Annotated in this window: 18 protein-coding genes and 1 other RNA gene; 11 read left to right on the forward strand and 8 right to left on the reverse strand. The window is 59.0% G+C overall.

Annotation, left to right across the window (positions count from 1 at the left end; genetic code table 11):
• Positions 1–36: 36 nt before the first annotated feature.
• Together ASD46_RS18125 and ASD46_RS18130 are read left to right on the forward strand one after the other, a co-directional pair.
• On the forward strand, positions 37–1,449 hold the full coding sequence (locus tag ASD46_RS18125) for an FAD-binding oxidoreductase (protein ID WP_013636484.1): 1,413 nt from the start codon (positions 37–39) through the stop codon (positions 1,447–1,449).
• Between the two features lie 91 nt (positions 1,450–1,540).
• Positions 1,541–5,251 carry an AsmA-like C-terminal region-containing protein gene (locus ASD46_RS18130; RefSeq protein WP_060642553.1) on the forward strand — a complete coding sequence of 1,237 codons (3,711 nt, stop codon included), beginning with the start codon at positions 1,541–1,543 and terminating at the stop codon, positions 5,249–5,251.
• Positions 5,252–5,370: 119 nt separating this feature from the next.
• On the opposite strand, the gene ASD46_RS18135 is transcribed toward ASD46_RS18130, so the two are convergent.
• The 5 genes from ASD46_RS18135 to ssrA all read right to left on the reverse strand — a co-directional run bounded on the left by ASD46_RS18135 (position 5,371) and on the right by ssrA (position 7,624).
• Positions 5,371–5,700 carry a hypothetical protein gene (locus ASD46_RS18135; protein ID WP_013636482.1) on the reverse strand — a complete coding sequence of 110 codons (330 nt, stop codon included), beginning with the start codon at positions 5,698–5,700 and terminating at the stop codon, positions 5,371–5,373.
• A gap of 236 nt (positions 5,701–5,936) precedes the next feature.
• Positions 5,937–6,146, reverse strand: coding sequence for a ribbon-helix-helix domain-containing protein (locus tag ASD46_RS18140; protein WP_013636481.1), 210 nt, complete (start codon positions 6,144–6,146; stop codon positions 5,937–5,939).
• 115 nt (positions 6,147–6,261) lie between these two features.
• Complete coding sequence (locus ASD46_RS26630; RefSeq protein ID WP_025594009.1) at positions 6,262–6,465, reverse strand: DUF4169 family protein; 204 nt, start codon at positions 6,463–6,465, stop codon at positions 6,262–6,264.
• A gap of 44 nt (positions 6,466–6,509) precedes the next feature.
• On the reverse strand, positions 6,510–7,022 hold the full coding sequence (locus ASD46_RS18150) for an SspB family protein (protein ID WP_003513127.1): 513 nt from the start codon (positions 7,020–7,022) through the stop codon (positions 6,510–6,512).
• 229 nt (positions 7,023–7,251) lie between these two features.
• Positions 7,252–7,624, reverse strand: a transfer-messenger RNA (tmRNA) gene (gene ssrA / locus ASD46_RS18155).
• 141 nt (positions 7,625–7,765) lie between these two features.
• Between ssrA and ASD46_RS18160 the strand changes: the two genes are divergently transcribed.
• From ASD46_RS18160 to ASD46_RS18190, 7 genes are all read left to right on the forward strand, one after another.
• Complete coding sequence (locus ASD46_RS18160; protein WP_025594008.1) at positions 7,766–8,074, forward strand: DUF2853 family protein; 309 nt, start codon at positions 7,766–7,768, stop codon at positions 8,072–8,074.
• Positions 8,075–8,167: 93 nt separating this feature from the next.
• Positions 8,168–8,962 carry a thymidylate synthase gene (locus ASD46_RS18165; protein ID WP_013636479.1) on the forward strand — a complete coding sequence of 265 codons (795 nt, stop codon included), beginning with the start codon at positions 8,168–8,170 and terminating at the stop codon, positions 8,960–8,962.
• Entirely contained in the window at positions 8,959–9,486 is a 528-nt protein-coding gene (locus ASD46_RS18170) for a dihydrofolate reductase (protein ID WP_025594005.1), read from the forward strand. Before ASD46_RS18165 ends, ASD46_RS18170 begins: the two co-directional genes overlap by 4 nt.
• Before the next feature lie 143 nt (positions 9,487–9,629).
• Positions 9,630–10,751 carry an FtsH protease activity modulator HflK gene (hflK, locus tag ASD46_RS18175; protein ID WP_003513120.1) on the forward strand — a complete coding sequence of 374 codons (1,122 nt, stop codon included), beginning with the start codon at positions 9,630–9,632 and terminating at the stop codon, positions 10,749–10,751.
• Between the two features lies 1 nt (position 10,752).
• Complete coding sequence (gene hflC, locus ASD46_RS18180) at positions 10,753–11,676, forward strand: protease modulator HflC (RefSeq protein ID WP_003513118.1); 924 nt, start codon at positions 10,753–10,755, stop codon at positions 11,674–11,676.
• A gap of 262 nt (positions 11,677–11,938) precedes the next feature.
• Complete coding sequence (locus ASD46_RS18185; RefSeq protein WP_003513113.1) at positions 11,939–13,483, forward strand: Do family serine endopeptidase; 1,545 nt, start codon at positions 11,939–11,941, stop codon at positions 13,481–13,483.
• An 89-nt stretch (positions 13,484–13,572) separates the two neighbouring features.
• On the forward strand, positions 13,573–14,322 hold the full coding sequence (locus tag ASD46_RS18190; protein ID WP_025594003.1) for an SDR family oxidoreductase: 750 nt from the start codon (positions 13,573–13,575) through the stop codon (positions 14,320–14,322).
• A gap of 24 nt (positions 14,323–14,346) precedes the next feature.
• Here ASD46_RS18190 and ASD46_RS18195 read toward each other — a convergent pair whose 3' ends face one another.
• Together ASD46_RS18195 and serB are read right to left on the reverse strand one after the other, a co-directional pair.
• Positions 14,347–14,919: a GNAT family N-acetyltransferase gene (locus ASD46_RS18195; protein ID WP_025594002.1), complete on the reverse strand. Its 573-nt coding sequence runs from the start codon at positions 14,917–14,919 to the stop codon at positions 14,347–14,349.
• Complete coding sequence (gene serB / locus ASD46_RS18200) at positions 14,916–15,806, reverse strand: phosphoserine phosphatase SerB (protein ID WP_003513107.1); 891 nt, start codon at positions 15,804–15,806, stop codon at positions 14,916–14,918. Before serB ends, ASD46_RS18195 begins: the two co-directional genes overlap by 4 nt.
• Between serB and miaA the strand changes: the two genes are divergently transcribed.
• Entirely contained in the window at positions 15,805–16,701 is an 897-nt protein-coding gene (gene miaA, locus ASD46_RS18205; protein ID WP_025593999.1) for a tRNA (adenosine(37)-N6)-dimethylallyltransferase MiaA, read from the forward strand. The two genes, serB and miaA, sit on opposite strands and share 2 nt — an antisense overlap.
• A gap of 9 nt (positions 16,702–16,710) precedes the next feature.
• On the opposite strand, the gene ASD46_RS18210 is transcribed toward miaA, so the two are convergent.
• Entirely contained in the window at positions 16,711–18,717 is a 2,007-nt protein-coding gene (locus tag ASD46_RS18210; protein ID WP_013636475.1) for an ATP-binding protein, read from the reverse strand.
• Positions 18,718–19,098: 381 nt separating this feature from the next.
• Here ASD46_RS18210 and ASD46_RS18215 point away from each other — a divergent pair, with 381 nt between their 5' ends.
• Positions 19,099–20,892 (forward strand): acetolactate synthase 3 large subunit, encoded by a 1,794-nt coding sequence (locus ASD46_RS18215; protein ID WP_013636474.1) that lies wholly within the window; start codon positions 19,099–19,101, stop codon positions 20,890–20,892.
• Positions 20,893–20,899: the final 7 nt, after the last annotated feature.

A 20,899-nucleotide genomic window follows, 5' to 3' on the forward strand; every position in this document is an offset into this window, starting at 1 on the left:
GTCCGTTACGGCGGTATCTTGCGGTGGAGATGGACGATGGCGCTGAAAGATGTGGTCGCGGGAAAACGCAACGAGGAAGGCATCGCGTCGGTGCTTGCAGCGCTGAAGCAGCAGCTGGGTGACAAGCTCCAGACTGGGCAGGCGTTTCGCGAGCAGCATGGCCATACCACCACCTATCTGACCTTGCAGGCGCCTGATGGTGTCGTCTTTGCCGAAAACGCAGATGATGTGAAAGCTGTGGTGAAGGCTTGTGCGCAGTATAAGGTGCCGGTCATTCCCTTCGGAACTGGCTCTTCACTGGAAGGGCAGGTCAATGCGCCTGATGGCGGAATATGCATCGATTTCAGCCGGATGAATCGCATCATTGAGGTAAACGCCGAAGATCTTGACGTGACGGTGGAGCCGGGTGTGACGCGCGAGGACCTTAACGTCTATCTGCGTGATACCGGCCTGTTCTTTCCGATCGATCCGGGTGCCAATGCCTCTATCGGCGGCATGGCCTCGACGCGGGCCTCCGGCACCAATGCCGTGCGTTACGGCACAATGAAGGACAATGTGCTGGCCGTTACCGCCGTTGTTGCCAATGGTGAGGAAATCCGCACTGCTCGCCGCGCCCGCAAGTCGTCGGCCGGTTACGATCTGACGCGGCTTTTCGTCGGCGCCGAGGGCACGCTTGGGGTTCTGACCTCGGTTACGCTGCGGTTGCAGGGCATCCCGGAAAAGATCGCCGGTGGCGTCTGCACCTTCGACAGTATTCAGGCGGCCTGTGACGCCGTTATCATGACGATCCAGATGGGTGTTCCGGTTGCGCGCATCGAACTGCTTGATGAAGTGCAGGTGCGGGCCTGCAATGCCTATTCCGGCCTGAACTACGCGGAAAAACCGACGCTGTTCGTGGAGTTCCACGGCACCGAAGAGACGGCGGCCCTTCAATCGCAGCAATTTGCAGAGATCGCGGCGGAATGCGGTAGCGTCGATTTCCGCTGGACCAGCGATGCGGCCGAGCGCAACAAGCTGTGGAAGGCCCGACATGACGCTTATTGGGCCTCGCGGGCGCTCGCGCCGCATCTCGACGGTTTGTCCACCGATGTCTGCGTGCCGATTTCGCGGCTGGCGGACTGCGTGGTGGAAACGCAACGGGATATCAAGGAAAACGGCTTTCTGGCGCCGATCGTCGGTCATGCCGGCGACGGCAATTTCCATGTGCTTATCCTGTTCGACGGCAAGGATGCCGAAAGTGTCGCCAAAACCGAAGCTTTCGTTGCGCGTCTCAATCGCCGGGCTATCGCCATGGACGGCACCTGCACTGGAGAACACGGCATCGGCCAGGGCAAGATGAGTTTTCTGGCCGAAGAAGCGGGAAATGCGCTGAATGTGATGCGCGCCATCAAAACGTCTCTCGACCCCGATAACATCTTCAATCCAGGCAAACTGTTCCGTCTTGTCTGATCATTCTCACAATTGATTGGTACAAAAGGCTGCTTGCCGTTAAGGCAAATAAGAATAGGTTTGCAGCGTTCGCGAAGGGAGAAGCAGTTCAGTGCTCGGGCGTATTCTGGTTTTTCTGGGCGGACTGCTGGCCGTGGTGCTGTTTTCAGCGCTGCTCATTCCCTATTTCGTTGACTGGACGGATTTCCGCCGCGATTTCGAAGATCAGGCAAGCCGCATTCTGGGCAAGAAGGTGGTGGTGCACGGTCGCGTCGAAGCCCGGCTTCTCCCTTTCCCTTCGGTGACGCTGCATGACGTGCGCGCAGGAACGGATGCGGACGGATCGCCGCTCATTCAGGTGGCGCGTTTTTCCATGGATGCCGAGCTTGCGCCTTTCCTTTCCGGTGAAGCGCGTATCTTCGACATGCGCATCGAGGAACCCAAGGCCAAGATCCGGCTTTTGAAAGACGGCACTCTGGACTGGATGCGCGGCAGCCGGGCGGAAATTCCAGCCCGCACCGTGGTTCTGGAAAGTGTGCAGATCGAAGGCGGGCAGATCGAATTCATCGACGAGCAATCCGGCCGCAACCGTGTTGTGACGGGTCTTAACGCCGACATGTCCGCCAATTCGCTGGCCGGACCATGGAAGGCGGAAGGGCGTGCTGCCGTTGACGGGCATCCAGGCTCGTTCTCGCTGTCGAGCAGCGAGCCGGATTACGCCAATGGGCGCATGGGCCTGCGGATTCGCGTGGTGCCGGATGAACATCCGGTCGAGGTCGATCTGGACGGTGCGATTGCCGCGACTGCGGGAAAGCCCGCCTATAGCGGTTCCTTCGCCTTCAGTTTCCGTGAAGACCAAAAACAGAAGCAGCAGGCCGGGCAATCGCTGTTCTCGTCGCCGCGCACCCGCGGCAGCTTCGAACTGACGAATGAAAGCGTGCGCATACCGAGCTACCGCATGGAGCTCGGTGGCAACGAAAATCCTTACGTCGTGACCGGCGAGGCAACGCTGGATACCGGGGCCAAGCCGGAATTCCTGCTGACGGCGGATGGCCAGCAGATCGACGTCAATCGCTTCGCACCGCCCGTCGTGCAGACCGGCAAGACCTCGCGCCAGCCCACCGCCTCCGTGCGCCAGCGCATCGAGGCATTTGCCGCCATGGTCGCCCGCATTCCGGTTCCGCCGGTCCCGGGCAAGGCCAGTATCAGCCTACCGGCGCTGGTTTCCGACGACACGACAATTCGTGACATCCGGCTGGACGTGCGCCCTGATGGCAGCGGCTGGCAGGTGGTTAACGCCGTGGCAACGCTGCCCGGCAGGACGCAGCTGGAAGCCAAAGGTTCCCTGACGCTGCTGGATGGTCCCGCTTTCAACGGCAATCTGCTCGTTGCCTCCAACCAGCCATCCGGGCTGGCAAACTGGCTTTCCGGTTCTGTCGATCCGGCGATCCGCCAGCTCAATGCCGCCGGTTTTTCCGCCGACGTCTCGTTGACGACGCTGAACCAGCGTTTCGACAATCTCGAGCTTGCCATTGGCGACGCCTCTCTGAAGGGAAAGCTCGAACGGCGCTCTGACGGCAAGGCCTCCAATCTTTCGATCGATCTTGCCGGTAACGAGATCGATCTCGACGCCCTGAAGGCGCTTGGCAGCCTGGCGCTCGGCGATCAGGTCGGAAGTTCTGTTCTCGACCATCGCATCGACGCCAAGTTCAAGGCCGACCGGTTCAATATGGCCGGTGTGACTGCAAATCATGTGGAAACCGCCTTCACCATGGCGGGCGGCGTTCTCTCGCTTGAAAAGATGACGGCTGGCGATATCGCCGGTGCCGAAGTCAAGGCGAAAGGGCAGTTGCAGGGGTCGTTGCTGAAATATGCGGGCAAGGGCACGGTGAACCTGCATGCGACAGATATGCAGCCGTTCTTCGCCATGCTGCAGCAGAAATTGCCTGGTCATCCGTTCCTCAGCCGTCTGGCGGCGAGTTCTCCGTGGTACGCCAATTCCGACCTTGCCATGGATGTTTCGGTCAACAGCGAAAATGGCGGCGCCAATGTCGCCGTTTCCGGCACAGTCAACGGCAGCCGTCTGTCGGCCGTGGCCAAGATGCCGGATTTCCTGTCCATCACCGACGATACGGCGATGTCGCTGGAAGGGGTTTTGAAAAACCAGTCGACGGCGATTCTGTTTGGGCAGGCAGGGCTTGATCCCCTGCCGTTCGATGCCGACGGGGAAGGGCTGCTTTCCGTCAAGCTCAACGGCACGCTCGGTTCTCCCGTCCAGACCGATATCCGTTTCTCGACGGAGCGCACGCATTTCTCGATGATCGGGTCCTTTGCCGTTGCCGCCGCCAATTTCGGCGAGGGTAGTGCGGATCTGGCGCTCGAAAGCGCTGATATCGAGCCCTATCTCATCATGAACGCGGTTGGCCTGCCGCAGCTTGGTGGTGGCATGGCGCTGAAGGCGAACGGAAAAATGGCGGTGGATGCGCAGAAGATTGCGTTTTCGGCCCTCGGCGGCCAGGCGGGCGGCAACCCTTTCTCGGGCAGTCTGGCGTTCCAGCGCGCGGCCCCCCATTCCGTCACCGGTGATCTTGCCCTTCGGACCGTCGATCTTGCCTGGCTCGGAGATGCGATCTACGGACCGGTGATCGACCCGGAGACGGGCACGCTCAACGCCAAGCCGCTGGCCATGCCGGCTTTCCCGCAACTCAAGGCCTCGCTGTCGCTGAAAGCGGAAAGTCTCGAGGCCGGTCCCTTCGGTACGGTCACGGGTCTGTCGACCAAGGTCACGCATGATGATGGCAATCTCGCGCTTGATGATATCGCCGGCACCTTCATGGGCGGAAAGCTGACCGGGCGGATTGCCATGTCCACAGGCGAGGGAGCGGGGATTTTCCGCACCAAGATTGCGGTGAACGACGCCAATCCCGAGTCGATATTGTGGGCGAATGCCGACGGCCCGGTCGCGACGGGCCGGGTGGCGATCGATCTGACCGCCGAATCGACGGGCAAAAGCGTTGGTGAAATTTTGAAATCGGCAGGTGGCTCGGGGGAAGTGCGCGCCAGCGGGCTTGTGCTCAAAGGGCTTAATCCCGGCGCCTTTCCGCCGATCCTGCAGGCGGCTGAAGGCTTGCAGCAGCCGATCGACGCGCCAAAGGTTCGGCCGCTGGTGGATCAGAGCCTGTGGCAGGGCGAAATACCGCTCGGCAACGTAGCCCTGCCATTCTCCCTGAATGGCGGCGCGCTGCACTTCCAGAATTTGCGCGCCGGGATCGATCCGGTGACGCTTACCGGAGATGCGACGGTCGATATTGCAGCATCGACCGTGAATGGCGATCTCGATCTTATCTTCAATCCCGGCACCGAAGCGGTTGCTGGCGCCGAACCGTCGCTGCGTCTCAACTATAACGGTCCGCTCGCCGCACCGGCTTTGACGACCGATGTTTCGGCGCTCGGCAATTATCTGTCACTCCGGGCTTTCGAAAAGGAACGCCGTCGCGTCGAGGCCATGCAGGCCAGCGTTCTCGAAAAGCAGCGCCTGCGTCGTGAAACGGCGCTTTATCGTTCTCAGGCGGCTGAACGTCAGGCTGAAAAGGAACGGGTGGAGGCGGAAGCCAAGGCCAAGGCCGAAGAGGAGGCGCGCCTTAAGGCGGCGGCAGAGGAGCGTCTGCGGCAGGAAAAGGAACAGCAGGAGCGGTTGCAGCAACAGCAGCAGCAGCAGCAGCAACCTGTTCCCGAGCGGCAATCAACGCCGGCTCTGACGGTGCCTCCAACGGAAGATGCGATCAGGCAACTGGCGCCCGAAAACGCTCCGGCCAATCCGTAAGTTTGCGGCGACGACGGCGCGTTTTGGGGAGAGGTTAGAGCCCGTGTCTCAGGGCGAATTTTGACGCGGTCCGGACAGCTGCCGCTTCGACCACTTTGCCAAAATTATCCGTTAGCCTGTTAAATCCAGGCTTCACGCTCGCCGAAGGGCGTGTCGGCATCAAAATTTTTGGTGCCGATCCTGCTGCTTTCCCCCGACAGGCTGGGCTTGTCCGCGCTGTTGCTTGAGGAAGCCGATTTGTCGGAGCTGTTTTCGAGTGCCTCGAGCTGCGCTTGCAGTGATGCAATAGTACTCTTCAGTTCTTCCTGTGCTTTCGCTTCGGAGGTCTGGGCGAGTTCTGACTGCTTTTCGGCAATCTGCGATTTCAGTTCGGCAACGCTTGAAGACGAGGTGGATGAAGAGGAGAGGACGGAAACAGCGATGCTCGTTCCCGAAGCGGCGGAAACCATGGGTCGCCTCGTGGCGTGCGGATGAAAAGGAAAAGCTTGAAATACAAATCTGGAAGCAAGGCTACGCAGTACTGAAGCGCCTTGCAGTACAAATTAGCGCGCTAATGTTTAATGAATGCTTTCACGACATTATGAGTTTTCGGCAAGAATGTTTGTAGTCGGAGAATGGCTGGATATGAGCCGGCGCATATGCGCGCCGCTGCAGTGTCATCTTTCGATGCCACCTTGCAGCAAGCTCACTTGCTCTTCAGCCAATTCAGTACATGGACCCGAAGGGATGAGGACAGATTGCTGTCGGCTGGCCGGTTGTCGTCTATTTCCGCAAGCAGGGCGGCGAAACTGATCTTGCGCTTTTCGGCGATGATTTTAAGCTCGTCCCAGAAGGCATCCTCGAGTGAAATGCTGGTGCGGTGGCCGTGCAATGTAGTGGAGTGCTTGCGGATCATCAGATCAATCTCTCCGGCTGGTCCGGTTGGGAATCTGAATCATGTCGTGCCTGCAAGCCTCTGTTTAGCGGTGTTTTTTCCGGTCTTCCGAAAGCTTGCCGGGCAGGCCGGCTCTTCAATCCCTGTCGGTCCTGTCATCGTCCCTTTCAAGCCGCCCCTGATCGAGTGCCTTTTCGGCTTTTTCGTTAAGGGCCGATGTGAGGTTTTTTTCCGACTTGGTGCGACCGAAAAACAGGCGGTTCTGATCCGCCTGTTTTTCTTTTTCGCTACGGGCTTTCTGCTTCCGGAACTGACGCAGATTGACGATATCGGCGGCCATGCGGATATGTCTCCTTGAGCTTCGCGCGATCGGGCAAAAAGCCGTTATTGCTTCTTGCGGAAGGCATCCAGAGAAACGACGGAGCCTTCCTTCTTTTCCTCACCGGACTTGGGCGTCTCGGACGTTGTAGCCGGCTTTGCCTCATGGGAAACGGGATAGGCTGTGATTTCGGCCTCTTCCAGCTCTTCCTCGTCTGCCAGGGGCACATCGAACTCAAGCTCGAAATTGACGGAAGGATCGTAGAAACCTCTGATGGCGTTATAGGGAACAACCAGCTTTTCCGGCGTATCCGAGAAGGACAGGCCGATTTCAAAGCCGATCTCCGTCACTTTCAGGTCCCAGAACTGATGCTGGATGACGATGGTCATCTGCTCGGCATATTTGGACTTGAGGTGCTGCGAAATCCGCACACCGGGCGCGCCGGTCAGAAATGTTATAAAGAAATGATGGTCGCCGGGCAGGCGGCCGGTTGCGGCCACTTCACCCAAAACTTTGCGAATAACGCCGCGAAGGGCATCCTGTGCGAGAATGTCGTAACGGATATGATCCTGCCCCATGCGGTCCTGTCTTTCCCTTATTCGAACGTCTTTTAAAGCGCTGCGCACCAAGTGCGCCAAGGACGCTGTAACACTTTGAATCTTTGCGTAATCCGCAAGCCGGTATCAATTTCGATCCTGGCGGCTACGCATTACCCAAGTATACGCAATGTCCTGAACGGCAGCAACGGAAAAGCCGATGCTGTGTGCAAGTCAGCTATCATATAACCAATTCAGGCAAAATGGAGAAGGTGGAGGTTTCTGTTGCCAGGTACCTCCGAACCCCGCCTCACGGGGCTAACCGTGAGGACTTTAGAGCGGAATTCCCGCACCGCCATTAGGCAGCGAGAGCGTATTCCTTAGCGTTGTTGTCATTTGCAACTACACTTGTGACCCGATAACGGCGGTATCATGCCGAGCAAAAGTTCGATCTTTACGCCCTTGTCGATCCTATTTCGCCCCCATCAAAAGCCGGCCTTCATCTTCAAAAGCCGCCGGTTTTTGGTGGAGGCGCCGGGTACCGCCCCCGGGTCCAATAGGTTTATTACACCGACCGTTTATCGCCATAGCCGGGTTGCCCCGGCAAGGTTCATATAGGCGTTTCCCTTGGCCGAGAAAAGGGGCCGATGACAATTCCATGAAAAGATTTCGTGTTTGCCGCCCACAATTTAGACAATTCTTGACGACGAGGGATTGCTGACACATTCTCCCTACAACCGGTCACCACAAGCAACACCGGGCCGGGGACACACGAAGGAGTGGACATGACTGACTATCTCGCAGATGTGAAGAAATACGACGCAGCAGCCGACGAAGCGATTGTCGGCAAGATCGTCAAACATCTCGGCATTGCCCTGCGCAACCGGGATTCATCGCTGGTGTCCGCTTCCGATCCGGAAGAGCTTGCACGTGTGAAGGCGAACTGGTGCGGCAAGAAGCTTGGCGTGACCGATGAGAGCGCCGACAAGGCGATCGATGCAACTGCCAAGGCCATGGCCGCAGACCGCTCCAAGTCGCGTGTGACCTTTTATTATCTGGTTGCCAAGGAACTGGGCAAACTCCAGTCGCTCTGATTTTTTCGCGGGGATAAGCGACCCGCTGGTGATTGGTTCTGTCGCCCTGTGTTATTATATGCCCTTGATATCAGGGAATCGGCGGCAGAACACATGAAACAATATCTCGATCTTCTCCGGCATGTGATGGACACCGGCTCCGACCGCGGAGATCGCACCGGCACGGGTACGCGTTCGGTCTTCGGTTATCAGATGCGTTTCGATCTTGCGGAAGGTTTTCCGGTTCTCACCACCAAGAAGCTGCATCTGCGCTCGATCATCCATGAACTCCTGTGGTTCCTGAAGGGCGATACCAATATCGCCTATCTCAAGGAAAACGGCGTTTCCATATGGGACGAATGGGCCGATGAAAATGGTGATCTGGGTCCGGTTTACGGAGCACAGTGGCGTTCCTGGCCGGCGCCCGACGGCCGCCACATCGACCAGATCGCGCTTTTGATCGAGGCCCTCAAAACCAATCCCAATTCCCGCCGCCACATCGTTTCGGCCTGGAACCCGGCGCTGGTGGACGAGATGGCGCTGCCGCCCTGCCATTGCCTGTTCCAGTTCTATGTTTCGGATGGAAAGCTGTCCTGCCAGCTTTACCAGCGCTCGGCCGATATTTTCCTCGGCGTGCCTTTCAATATTGCTTCCTACGCACTTCTGACGCTGATGGTGGCGCAGGTCACGGGGCTGAAGCCCGGCGATTTCGTCCATACGCTTGGTGACGCGCATATCTACGCCAACCATTTCGAGCAGGCGAAATTGCAGATGACGCGGACCCCCAAGGCCCTGCCGACGATGCGCCTCAACCCGGATGTGCGAGATCTCTTCTCCTTTAAGTTCGAAGACTTTACGCTGGAAAACTACGAGGCGGATTCAACCATCAAGGCACCGATCGCGGTATGAGCGAGCCGCGCATCACCATCATCGTCGCGGTGTCGGAAAACGGCGTTATCGGCCGCGACCTCGATATGCCTTGGAAGCTTTCCACTGACCTCAAGCGCTTCAAGGCGATGACGATGGGCAAACCGCTCATCATGGGCAGGAAGACATTTCTCTCGGTGGGCGAGCGTCCTTTGCCGGGCCGGCCGCACATCATCGTCAGCCGCAATGCCGATTACAGGCCCGATGGCGTGGATGTCGTGTCGTCGCTTGAATATGCCCTCGCGCTTGGCAAAAGCAAGGCTGCGGAACTGGGCGTGGACGAGGTTTTCGTGGCCGGTGGCGGGGAAATCTACCGTCAGGCCATGCCGTTTGCCGATCAACTTTCCGTCACCCATGTGGCCGTAAAGCTTGATGGCGACACTTTTTTTCCGGAAATCGATCCCGCCGTGTTTGAAAAAATCGAGGAAAATGCCGTTCCCGCCGGGGAAAAGGACAATTATCCGGTTCTGTTCACCACTTATTTGCGCAGAGCCGCGTCAAAGTGAACTATTTACCCTGATTGGGTATTTAGTTACCACCTCTGCGTTGAAACGCACGCTTCTCCTTCTTATAACGGGTCCATATTCCCGCCGCACGCGAGCAATCGCTTTCGAACGGGATCGGGAGAGGCTTTTATAAAGAGGTATTGATGCCCTGGAGCAATCAGAATGGCGGCGGCGGCCCTTGGGGCGGCGGCGGTGGTGGCGGAAACAACCAGGGCGGCGGTGGCGGCCCATGGGGGCAGGGACCTAACCGGCCTCGCGGCGGTGGCGGCGGCAATGGCGGCCCGCCCGATCTGGAAGAGATCATCCGGCGCAGCCAGGACCGCTTCAAGAATGTCCTGCCGGGCGGGTTTAATGGCGGCGCGATTGCGATCGTCGCTCTCGTCGTTCTGGTTTTCCTCGGCATTCAGTCCATCTACACCGTCCAGCCGGACGAGCGCGGCGTGGAGCTGCGTTTCGGGCGTCCGAAGGATGAGATTTCGATGCCCGGCCTGCATTTCCATCTGTGGCCGATCGAGACGGTTGAAATCGTCAAGGTGACCGAACAGCAGCAGAATATCGGTTCGCGCGCTTCGTCTTCTTCCGCGAACGGCGTGATGCTGACCGGTGACCAGAATATCGTCAACGTGCAGTTCTCGGTGCTCTATACGGTTTCCGATCCGAAATCCTACCTGTTCAACGTCGACAGCCCGGCTGAGACCTTGCAGCAGGTTTCCGAAAGCGCGATGCGCGAAATCGTCGGCCGTCGTCCCGCACAGGACATTTTCCGTGATAACCGTCAGGCGATCGCGGCGGATGTGCGCACCATCATCCAGTCCACCATGGACGGATACGGGGCCGGCATCTCCATCAATGCTGTCGCCATCGAAGACGCGGCGCCGCCGCGCGAAGTGGCCGACGCCTTCGATGAAGTGCAGCGTGCCGAGCAGGACGAGGACCGCTTCGTGCAGGAAGCCAACCAGTACGCCAACCAGAAGCTGGGTGCCGCACGTGGTCAGGCAGCGCAGATCATCGAAGAGGCGAACGCCTACAAATCTCGTGTCGTCAACGAGGCAGAGGGTGAGGCACAGCGCTTCATTTCCATCTACGATCAATATCGCACGGCACCTGACGTGACCCGCCAGCGCATGTTCCTGGAAACGATGGAACAGGTCCTCAAGGGTTCCAACAAGGTCATCATCGACGAAAAACAGGGTGTGGTGCCTTATCTGCCTCTGAACGAGATCATGCGCGGCAATCCGGGCGCGGCACAGCAGGGAGGCAACTGATATGAGCAACCGTCTTACGGCCGTTCTCGTCGGTCTCGCCGCCGTGCTTTTCCTGGCCTATTCGTCGATCTTCGTCGTCACCGAGCGCCAGCAGGCCATCGTTGTGCGCTTCGGTCAGATCCAGGACGTGAAAACGGCGCCGGGCCTCTATTTCAAGCTGCCCTTTGCCTTCATGGATGCCGATCGGGTGCAATATATCGAGAACCGGGCGCTGCGCTTCGATCACGACAACATCCGTGTTCAGGTTTCCGGCGGCAAGTTCTACGAGGTTGATGCCTTCGTGGTCTATCGCATCACGGATGCCCGCCGCTTCCGGCAGACGGTCTCCGGTGACCAGATGTCGGCGGAATCGCGTCTACGCACTCGTCTCGACGCGTCGTTGCGCCGGGTCTACGGTCTTCGCGGCTTCGAATCGGCGCTTTCGGATGCGCGCGCATCGATGATGCAGGAAGTACGTGACGATCTGCGTCCCGATGCGGAATCGCTTGGCGTCAGCATCGTGGATGTTCGTATCCGCCGCACCGATCTCACGCAGGAAGTCTCGCAGCAGACCTTCGAGCGTATGAAGTCGGAACGTCTGGCCGAAGCCGAACTGATCCGCGCCCGCGGTAACGAGGCGGCACAGCGTCGTCGCGCTATTGCCGACCGTCAGGTCGTGGAATTCGAATCCGACGCCCAGCGTCAGTCCGAAGTCCTGCGCGGTGAAGGCGATGCGGAGCGTAACCGGGTCTTCGGCGAAGCTTTCCAGCGCGACCCGAGCTTCTTCGAGTTCTATCGTTCCATGGCGGCCTATTCCAGCGCGCTGTCTGGAACCGGCACTACGCTGGTCCTGTCTCCCGACTCGACCTTCTTCCGTTATTTCAACGACATCAACGGTGCTCCATCCACGGCTCCGGCCGCACCTGCCGCACCGCCGGCAAATTGATAACGGATCGAATGATTTTGGAGGGGCCGGTTTTAACCGGCCCTTTCTTTTTGAGCGAATGGCTGAGTGGCAGCAAAACGAAAAGGGGACAAAATCCTGTTGTCTCGCGCCCGGAAAGGGATATCCGTTTTCGCGCCGATGCTGTAGGCAGTGAGCAAGGCAGCCGGTGCTGTTCACGAAAAGGTATTTTTACACTTCATCATTCCGCCTTATGCTTTGACGATATATGCAGGGAATGACGATTTGAAACGCGAGGACGCTTATGGCCGTGACCCTTCTTTCGCCTTTTCGCAGCAGCATTGCCGCAGTCGCGGGCTTCGCACTTGTGGCGGGTAGCCTTTCGGCACCGGTTGCGGCATGGGCGCAGAGCCATGGGCCGGCATCGGTCGCCGATCTTGCCGCACCCCTTCTTGATGCGGTGGTGAATATTTCGACGTCGCAGAACGTCAAGACCGAGGGCAAAGGGCCTGTGCCGCCGAAACTGCCGGAAGGTTCGCCTTTCCAGGAGTTCTTCAAGGATTATTTCGACAACCAGAAACCGGAAGGCGGCGACAAGGTCAGTTCGCTGGGATCCGGCTTCGTTATCGATCCGGCTGGCTACATCGTCACCAACAATCACGTCATTGAGGGTGCAGACGCCATCGAGGTGATTTTCCCGAATGGTTCGAAGCTGAAGGCAACGCTGGTCGGCACTGATACCAAAACCGATCTTTCCGTTTTGAAGGTAGAGCCGAAGGCTCCGCTGAAGGCAGTCAAGTTCGGCGATTCGCGCAGCATGCGCATCGGTGACTGGGTCATGGCCGTTGGCAATCCCTTCGGCCTTGGTGGATCGCTGACCGTCGGCGTCGTTTCCGCGCGCGGGCGCAACATCAATGCCGGCCCCTATGACAACTTCATCCAGACGGATGCTGCAATCAACAAGGGTAATTCCGGCGGTCCGCTCTTCAACATGAAGGGTGAGGTGATCGGCATCAATACGGCGATCATTTCGCCGAGCGGCGGTTCGATTGGCATCGGTTTCGCGGTTCCGACGGAACTCGCCCAGAATATCGTCGAGCAGCTCATCCAATTCGGCGAAACCCGCCGTGGCTGGCTCGGCGTGCGCGTCCAGCCGGTTACCGACGACGTGGCCGCAAGCCTTGGCATGGAAGCGGCAAAGGGTGCCTTGATTTCCGGCGTGGCCAAGGGTGGCCCGGTGGAAAACGGCCCGATCCAGGCCGGCGATATCGTACTGAAATTCGACGGCAAGGATATTCACGAGATGCGTGACCTCTTGAGGATCGTGGCGGAAAGCCCGGTCGGCAAGGAAGTCGATGTCGTGGTCTTCCGTGACGGCAAGGAAGAGACCGTCAAGGTAAAGCTTGGCCAGTTGCAGGATGCGCCCGATGAAAAGGCCGCAACCGACGATCCGCAGGCCGAGGACGGTGACGGCGGCATGGTCGTGCCTGATGACAAGGGCGGTTCCGACGATCAGGCGCAGGACCAGACGCCGGAGGTGCGCGAAGCGCCGCAGCGCGTGCTCGGCATGAACCTCGTAGTGCTGAGCAACGAGTTGCGGACGGAGAAGGGCATTGCCGAAAGTGTCGAAGGCGTGCTTGTCGCCAGTGTTGATCAGGGTTCGCCTGCCGAACAGAAGGGCATGAAGGCGGGTGATGTCATCGTCGAGGTTGGACAGGACTTCATGGAGGTTCCGGGCGACGTGCTTGTGCGTGTCAACGGCCTGAAATCCGAGGGTCGCAAGAATGCGCATATGATGGTTGCCGATGCACAGGGCAATCTGCGCGTCGTGGCGCTGCCGCTGGAGTAAAGCTTCTTTCGCCCGGTTCGGCAGGAATCGGGTGGCTGTGGTTCGGCTTGCTCTCTATTCCTCGGTCTCCCCCAAAGGAGGCCAAGGATATGAAATTATTAGAAAACAAGGTTGCGATCATCACTGGCGCGTCATCCGGCATCGGCCGGGCGACAGCAAGGCTGTTTGCCGAACAGGGCGCGGCCGTCATTATCAACGCGCGTGGTGCCGAGGCACTCGAGGACGTGGCTTCCGCCATTCGCCAGGCCGGCGGTCGCGTTCACCCCGTGGCGGGTGACGTCACAGTTGCGGAAACCCATGCCCGTCTGACGGATGCGGCCATGACCGTCTTTGGCGGTCTCGATATCGCCGTCAACAATGCCGGTGCCGTTGGAGCAACAAAACCGCTTGCGGAGATTTCGGTAGAGGAATGGGATCACGTGATCACCGCCAACCTCACTTCCGCATTTCTCGGCGTGCGCAGCCAGATCCCTGCGATGTTGAAGCGGGGAGGCGGTTCGGTCGTCTTCATCTCCAGCTTCGTCGGCACCAGCGCCGGCATACCCGGCATGGCAGCCTATGGCACCTCCAAGGCGGCGCTGATGGGGCTGGTGAAAGGCATTACTGCCGACTACGCCTTCAAGGGAATTCGCGCCAATGCGCTGCTTCCCGGCGGAGTCGATACGCCGATGGCGGGAGATGCGGCCCAGAAGGAGTGGGCTGCAGGGCTGCATGCGATGAAGCGCATTGCGGAACCGGAGGAACTGGCGCAGGCCGCCCTTTTCCTCTCCAGCCCGATGTCGAGCTTTGTTGCCGGATCGGCCCTGTTTGCCGACGGCGGAAATGCGGCTGTGAAATAATTGCCGAACTGGCGGGCGAGGGCGCTACTGCGCCCGTCGTTCCCGCCACTCCGCGAGCGTCAGCGCATAGGTCACATGCGGGCGCAGATGCGGATGGGTGTCTTCCGGGACGCGCGGGTGGTCGAAGTCTCGTGACGGGTCACGCTTGAGGCCGATACGTTCCATCACCCGCGTCGAACGCTGGTTGTCATGGACGGCAAAGGAGACGATTTCCGGCGTTTCCTTTTCGTCAAAAGCCATGACGAGCAGCGATTGCGCGGCCTCGGTGACATAGCCGTGACCCCAGAAGCGGCTGGCGAGCCGCCAGCCGATTTCCATGGTTCCGAGCGGAAAGGGCGGATCGAGGTTCATGACCGGCGATATGCCGCAAAATCCCATAACCTCACCGGTTTCGCGCAGTTCCATGGCGTAGAAGCCGTAACCGCTGCCGCGGATCATGCCGTTGATGGTTTCGAGAACCGCATCCGCTTCCGCATGGCTGCGGCGGAAGGGAAAAAATTCCATGACCTTTTCGTCGGCGTTGATTTCGCGGAACAGATTGCGGTCGCTCTCCTTCCACTCGCGCAGAATGAGCCTTGATGTTTCACGGATGATCATGGAACGACAAAATCCGTCTTGCGGTAACCCTGAATATAAAGGAGTGCGGTCAGGTCGCCATGGTCGATGCGCATCTGCGCCTCGGCGGCGACGGCGGGCTTGGCGTGCAGGGCAACGCCTGCGCCGGCCAGATGCAGCATGCCGAGATCGTTAGCGCCATCGCCGACCGCCATTGCCTCGTCCGGCGAGATGCCGAGCTTTGCGGCGATATCGTTCAGCGCATCCACCTTGGCCTGTTTGCCGAGGATCGGTTCGGCAACGGTGCCATCCAACTGGCCATCGGCCTCGCCGAGAAGATTGGCGCGGTTCTCATCAAACCCCAGCATCGCAGCCACCCGGCCGGTGAAGACCGTGAAACCGCCGGAAACGAGGGCGGTATAGTAGCCTTTAGCCTTCATGGTGGCGATCAGCTCCTTGCCGCCTGATGTCAGCGTGATGCGCTTTTCAATGACGTCATCGATGACGGAGACCGGCAGGCCCTTCAGCAGCGCCACGCGCTCGCGGAGCGCCGGCTCAAAAGCGATTTCGCCATTCATGGCGCGAGCGGTAATCGTGGAAACCTTGTCCTTCAATCCTACTTCGGCGGCCAGTTCGTCGATGCATTCCTGACCGATCATGGTCGAATCCATATCGGCGATCAGAAGCTTCTTGCGGCGCTTGTCCTGTTCCTGAACGACGATATCGATCGGCTGGCCCGAAAGCACGTCGGCAATCGCGTCACGTGCCTGTTCGGCATCGGTGCCAGAGGGCAGGGCAATATCGCAGGCGATGCCATCGGCCAGCCAGTAGAGACCGGATGCGTTTACGGCATTGGCGGCCGCTTCGCCGAGGGCCGGTGTCAGAACAGGATTTGACGGATTGGCGATAAGCGTGGCAACGAAAGCCATGATGAAAAACCTTGATGAGAATTTTGATGCGATCCTGATAACCGGCCCGACGGCAAGCGGCAAGTCCGCGCTTGCGCTTCGTATGGCGCGGGAGCGGAACGGTGTCGTGATCAATGCCGACAGCATGCAGGTTTATGACACGCTGCGGGTGCTGACCGCCCGGCCATCCGAGGAAGAAATGGCAGGCGTGCCACATCTGCTATACGGCCATGTGCCGGCAAGCAGTTCCTATTCAACGGGTGAATGGCTGCGGGACATTTCCGCCCTGCTTGTGGATTTGCGCAGGCAGCAGCGTTTTCCGGTCATCGTTGGCGGTACGGGGCTTTATTTCAAGGCACTGACGGGCGGCTTGTCCGATATGCCAGCCATTCCTGACGACATACGCGAGAGGTTGCGCGCCCGGCTGATCGAAGAGGGGTCAACGGTCCTGCACGCGGAGCTGTCGCGGTGCGATCCCTTGATGGCGCAGGGGCTTCAGCCGGGGGACGGCCAGCGGATCGTCCGGGCGCTGGAAGTCATGGAAGCGACGGGAAAGTCGATCATGGAGTTCCAAAAAGCCAGTGGTCCGATGATAGTTGATCCGGACAGAGCGGAGAAATTTGTGGTCCTGCCGGAACGGCCCGTGCTGCACGACCGCATCAATCGGCGGTTCGAAACCATGATGGAGAGTGGTGCTGTGGAAGAGGTGAAGGCTCTTCTCGCCCTGAACCTTGCGCCTGACGCCACAGCTATGAAGGCGATCGGCGTTTCCCAGATCGCCGATATGCTGGCTGGCGGTATGAGTGAGGCAGAGGTCATCGAAAAATCGGCGGCCGCGACCCGCCAATATGCCAAGCGGCAGATGACCTGGTTCCGCAACCAGATGGGGCCGGACTGGGCACGTATCCAGCCGTAAGGGCCGCGCTCAGTCCTTGCGGTAAAGGCTGCCTAGCGGCTTTTTCATCAGGCTCTCCCGCAGCGAAGGGCGTGCCTCTGATGGAGGCGGGCCACTCTGTGCCTGCATCTGGAAGCCGACTTTGCGCAATTCGTTGACAGCGCTGGTATCCGTTACCGTTGCGGGCGACTGCGGCGCAAGGGTTGTACGTCCGGGCAGCATGTCGGGGCGGTAAGGTTCGTATCCCTCTGTCGCCGCCGTCCCCAGTTCGCGTTTCCAGCGATCGACGTCGTCCGCTTCCCTGGGAGCTGACATCGGTTCCTGCATATCGGAGAAGGCCGCTTCGACGCTTTGCTGGAAGCCGGTGATGACCGGTTTAGCTACCGCGCGCATGCGGCTGACGATGGTGTTCAGATCGACTGTATCGGGCGTTTCGTGGGGCGTATGGCTGACTGCGCCGTTCGCCTTCGGCAATTTTGCCGTGGAGACGCGGTCGAAGCGCATGCGCATCGGTACGCCCACCGCCTCGCCAAAGGCGATTGCCTCGCCATTGCCGATGGACGAGAGGAAACTGGTGGTCGAGGTTGAGGCGTTCGGTACGGCGGACAGAATGATCTTCTGGTCGATCTCGTTCGTCAGCCGCATGGCAAAAACGGTCGAGCACTGCGACAGGATGGTCTGGTCCAGCTCACTCGGACGCTGGCTGATGACGCCAAGCGAAATACCGTATTTGCGGCCTTCCTTGGCGATCTGCGCGATCGCCTGCCGGGTCGGGAAAAATCCGCGCTCAGGGTCTGCCGGAACATAACGGTGCGCTTCTTCGCAGACGACAAGCATATGCAGCGAGCCGCGCGCCAGCACCGCGAGTTCGAAGGACATGCGGCAAAGGACGGAGACGACCGAGTTCACCACTTCCGAGGGGATGCCGGACAGCTGGAAAACCGAAATCGGCTTACCTTCTCCTGGAATACGGAAGATATGCGCCACCGTTTCCAGAATGGTGTCGCTGATCGTATTGCTGGAGAACATGAAGTTATAGCGCGTATCATTGATGGCCGAGAGGATGCGGCCCTTGAGGGATCGCAGGGTCGGCTTTTCGCCGCGCCCTTCCAGCCGCCCGATGCGCTCGTCGATGAGGGCGAGAATATCGGCCATGCGGTAAGGCACCGGCGTGTCGGGCGTGATCGCGCTCTTGTCGGACGTGCGGCGAACGGCGGAGCCATCTGTGCCGCGAAATGCCTTTTTCGCCTCCGGAATGATGTCGCGAAGGACATCCATCTCTTCCGGTACGGGCTTGCGTCCGCGGAAAATCACTTCCGCGAATTCTTCAAGGCGCATCAGCCAGAAGGGAAGGTCGAGCGTGTCGGTGTCGATGACGACAGAATGATCGGGAAAGGCGGCCGCAAATTCATTGTGCGGATCGAGAATGAGGACACGCAGCTTCGGGTCCGTCTCGATCGCCTTGTTCAGAAGAAGGGAGACGGCGGTGGTTTTGCCCACGCCCGTCGAGCCGACGACGGCGAAATGTTTCGCCAGCATCTGCTGGATGTTGATGGCCGCGCCAATCGTGTCGTCCTGCGTCAGCTTGCCAATGACGCATGTGTCTCGCTTGCCGCTGTCATAGATCTTGGAAAGGTCTCCCGTGCGGATGCGATGCGCGACCGCGCCCAGGTAGGGGTAACGGGAAATGCCGGTGGAAAAACGTTCGCTGCCATCTTCGGTGCGGTAGACTTCGCCAACGAGTTCCACGTCGATCAGCAGCCGGTTCGGCTTGTCCGACGACCAGTGTTCTTCGCCCGTGCGCATGGCGTATACCAGTGCGGCGACGCGGCTCGTTCCCATTTCGATCGAGATCAGGCGTCCGACGGACCAGAGCTGCGCGACATCGGTTGAGCCGATTTCCGTTTCTGCGGCGATTGTCGCATGGGCGCCATCACAGGCGATAACGCGGCCGAGCATGCGGTTAGCCGGCTGCTGGCCGGATCGCCGTTCGTTTTCGTCCATGCGGGACGCTCTATGAAACTCGTCACTATTCACGTCTTATCCCGGTACATGCGGATGATCGCGGTGGTTCGGGCATTATCTGCATACTTGATTGTAAAAGATTATATTTAACAACCTGTGTATCTGTTGCGTTCGAAAATTTCGTCCATGGCGCCTTACGGGTAATAAAAGAAGCCGACGCCGATTTTTTCCGCAATATGCGTTGACGACTGGCGCTTTTCTGGCTAACACTCCGGCCCATGAAAAATCTTAACGTACTTATCGTGGTGGGACGGCGCATGGGCAGGATGGTGTAACCATCCGGCGAAAGCACCCATGCGCTGAACGAGGCTCCTCTAGGGGCCTTTTTTTATGTCTTCAAACAGGCCCTCGGGCTCCTCGATATCCAAAGCCAAAGCGGGATGGAAACAGGCAATGACGGATAAGGATAATACGGAAAACAGCAATAGCATGACAGGTGCGGAGATTGTTCTGAAGGCGCTGAAGGACAACGGCGTCGAGCATATCTTCGGTTATCCTGGTGGTGCCGTGCTTCCGATCTACGACGAGATTTTCCAGCAGGAAGACATTCAGCATATTCTCGTACGTCACGAGCAGGGTGCCGGCCATGCTGCCGAAGGTTATGCCCGCTCCACCGGCAAGGTCGGTGTCATGCTCGTTACCTCCGGTCCCGGCGCCACCAATGCGGTCACCCCGCTGCAGGATGCGCTGATGGATTCCATTCCGCTCGTCTGCCTTTCCGGCCAGGTTCCGACATCGCTGATCGGCTCCGACGCATTTCAGGAATGCGATACCGTCGGCATTACGCGCCCCTGCACCAAGCACAACTGGCTGGTAAAGGACGTCAACGAACTGGCGGGCATCATCCATGAGGCCTTCCGCATCGCACAGACTGGTCGTCCCGGCCCCGTCGTCGTCGATATTCCGAAGGACATCCAGTTCGCCACCGGCACTTATACGCCGCCTTCCGCCGCCATTCAGCAGAAGAGCTACAAGCCGAAGGTTCAGGGCGATCTCAACGCCATTCACGCGGCCATCGAATTGATGTCTAAGGCAAAGAAGCCGGTTTTCTACACCGGTGGCGGTGTCATCAACTCCGGCCCGGAAGCGACACGGCTGCTGCGCGAACTGGTAGAGCTGACCGGTTTCCCGATCACCTCGACGCTGATGGGTCTCGGCGCCTATCCGGCTTCCGGCAAGAACTGGCTCGGCATGCTGGGCATGCACGGTTCATACGAAGCCAATATGACAATGCATGATTGCGACGTGCTGGTCTGCATCGGCGCACGTTTCGACGACCGTATTACCGGACGCCTGAATGCGTTTTCGCCGAATTCCAAGAAGATTCACGTCGATATCGATCCGTCCTCGATCAACAAGACCGTGCGCGTCGACGTTCCGATCATTGGCGACGTCAGCCATGTTCTGGAAGATATGGTTCGCCTGTGGCGCGCTTTGCCGAAGAAGCCGGAAAAAGCGCAGACCGCGGACTGGTGGCTGCAGATCGAGCGCTGGCGCGCCCGCAACTCCTTTGCCTACAAAAATTCCAACGATGTCATCATGCCGCAATATGCATTGCAGCGTCTTTACGAGGCATCGAAGGGGCGCGAGACTTTCATCACCACCGAAGTTGGTCAGCACCAGATGTGGGCGGCGCAGTTCTTCGGCTTCGAGGAGCCGAACCACTGGATGACCTCGGGCGGTCTCGGTACCATGGGATACGGCCTGCCGGCAGCTATCGGCGTTCAGGTCGCGCATCCGGAAGCGCTGGTTATCGACATTGCCGGTGATGCCTCGATCCAGATGTGCATTCAGGAAATGTCCTGCGCCATCCAGTACGGTCTGCCCGTGAAGATTTTCATCCTCAACAACCAGTATATGGGCATGGTGCGGCAGTGGCAGCAGTTGCTGCACGGCAACCGCCTGTCCAACTCCTATACCGAAGCCATGCCTGACTTCGTCAAACTGGCGGAAGCCTATGGCGCGGTTGGCATGTATTGCGACGATCCGAAGGAACTGGACGACAAGATCGCCGAGATGATTGCGGTCAACAGGCCGGTCATCTTCGATTGCCGCGTTGCCAATCTCGCCAATTGCTTCCCGATGATCCCATCTGGTAAAGCCCATAACGAGATGCTGTTGCCGGACGAGGCGACGGATGAAGCTGTTGCCAACGCCATCGATGCCAAGGGCCGTCAGCTAGTCTGAGCCGGGA

The organism is Rhizobium sp. Root491 (genome assembly GCF_001427205.1).
In the GTDB taxonomy this organism is placed as follows: domain Bacteria; phylum Pseudomonadota; class Alphaproteobacteria; order Rhizobiales; family Rhizobiaceae; genus Agrobacterium; species Agrobacterium tumefaciens.

Bases quoted from the DNA above. Each gene is read 5' to 3' on its own strand.
- ASD46_RS18125 (WP_013636484.1), top strand. From the start codon at position 37: ATGGCGCTGAAAGATGTGGTCGCGGGAAAACGCAACGAGGAAGGCATC.
- ASD46_RS18135 (WP_013636482.1), bottom strand. From the start codon at position 5,700: ATGGTTTCCGCCGCTTCGGGAACGAGCATCGCTGTTTCCGTCCTCTCC.
- ASD46_RS18140 (WP_013636481.1), bottom strand. From the start codon at position 6,146: ATGATCCGCAAGCACTCCACTACATTGCACGGCCACCGCACCAGCATT.
- ASD46_RS26630 (WP_025594009.1), bottom strand. From the start codon at position 6,465: ATGGCCGCCGATATCGTCAATCTGCGTCAGTTCCGGAAGCAGAAAGCC.
- ASD46_RS18150 (WP_003513127.1), bottom strand. From the start codon at position 7,022: ATGGGGCAGGATCATATCCGTTACGACATTCTCGCACAGGATGCCCTT.
- ASD46_RS18160 (WP_025594008.1), top strand. From the start codon at position 7,766: ATGACTGACTATCTCGCAGATGTGAAGAAATACGACGCAGCAGCCGAC.
- ASD46_RS18165 (WP_013636479.1), top strand. From the start codon at position 8,168: ATGAAACAATATCTCGATCTTCTCCGGCATGTGATGGACACCGGCTCC.
- ASD46_RS18170 (WP_025594005.1), top strand. From the start codon at position 8,959: ATGAGCGAGCCGCGCATCACCATCATCGTCGCGGTGTCGGAAAACGGC.
- hflK (WP_003513120.1), top strand. From the start codon at position 9,630: ATGCCCTGGAGCAATCAGAATGGCGGCGGCGGCCCTTGGGGCGGCGGC.
- hflC (WP_003513118.1), top strand. From the start codon at position 10,753: ATGAGCAACCGTCTTACGGCCGTTCTCGTCGGTCTCGCCGCCGTGCTT.
- ASD46_RS18185 (WP_003513113.1), top strand. From the start codon at position 11,939: ATGGCCGTGACCCTTCTTTCGCCTTTTCGCAGCAGCATTGCCGCAGTC.
- ASD46_RS18190 (WP_025594003.1), top strand. From the start codon at position 13,573: ATGAAATTATTAGAAAACAAGGTTGCGATCATCACTGGCGCGTCATCC.
- ASD46_RS18195 (WP_025594002.1), bottom strand. From the start codon at position 14,919: ATGATCATCCGTGAAACATCAAGGCTCATTCTGCGCGAGTGGAAGGAG.
- miaA (WP_025593999.1), top strand. From the start codon at position 15,805: ATGATGAAAAACCTTGATGAGAATTTTGATGCGATCCTGATAACCGGC.
- serB (WP_003513107.1), bottom strand. From the start codon at position 15,806: ATGGCTTTCGTTGCCACGCTTATCGCCAATCCGTCAAATCCTGTTCTG.
- ASD46_RS18215 (WP_013636474.1), top strand. From the start codon at position 19,099: ATGACGGATAAGGATAATACGGAAAACAGCAATAGCATGACAGGTGCG.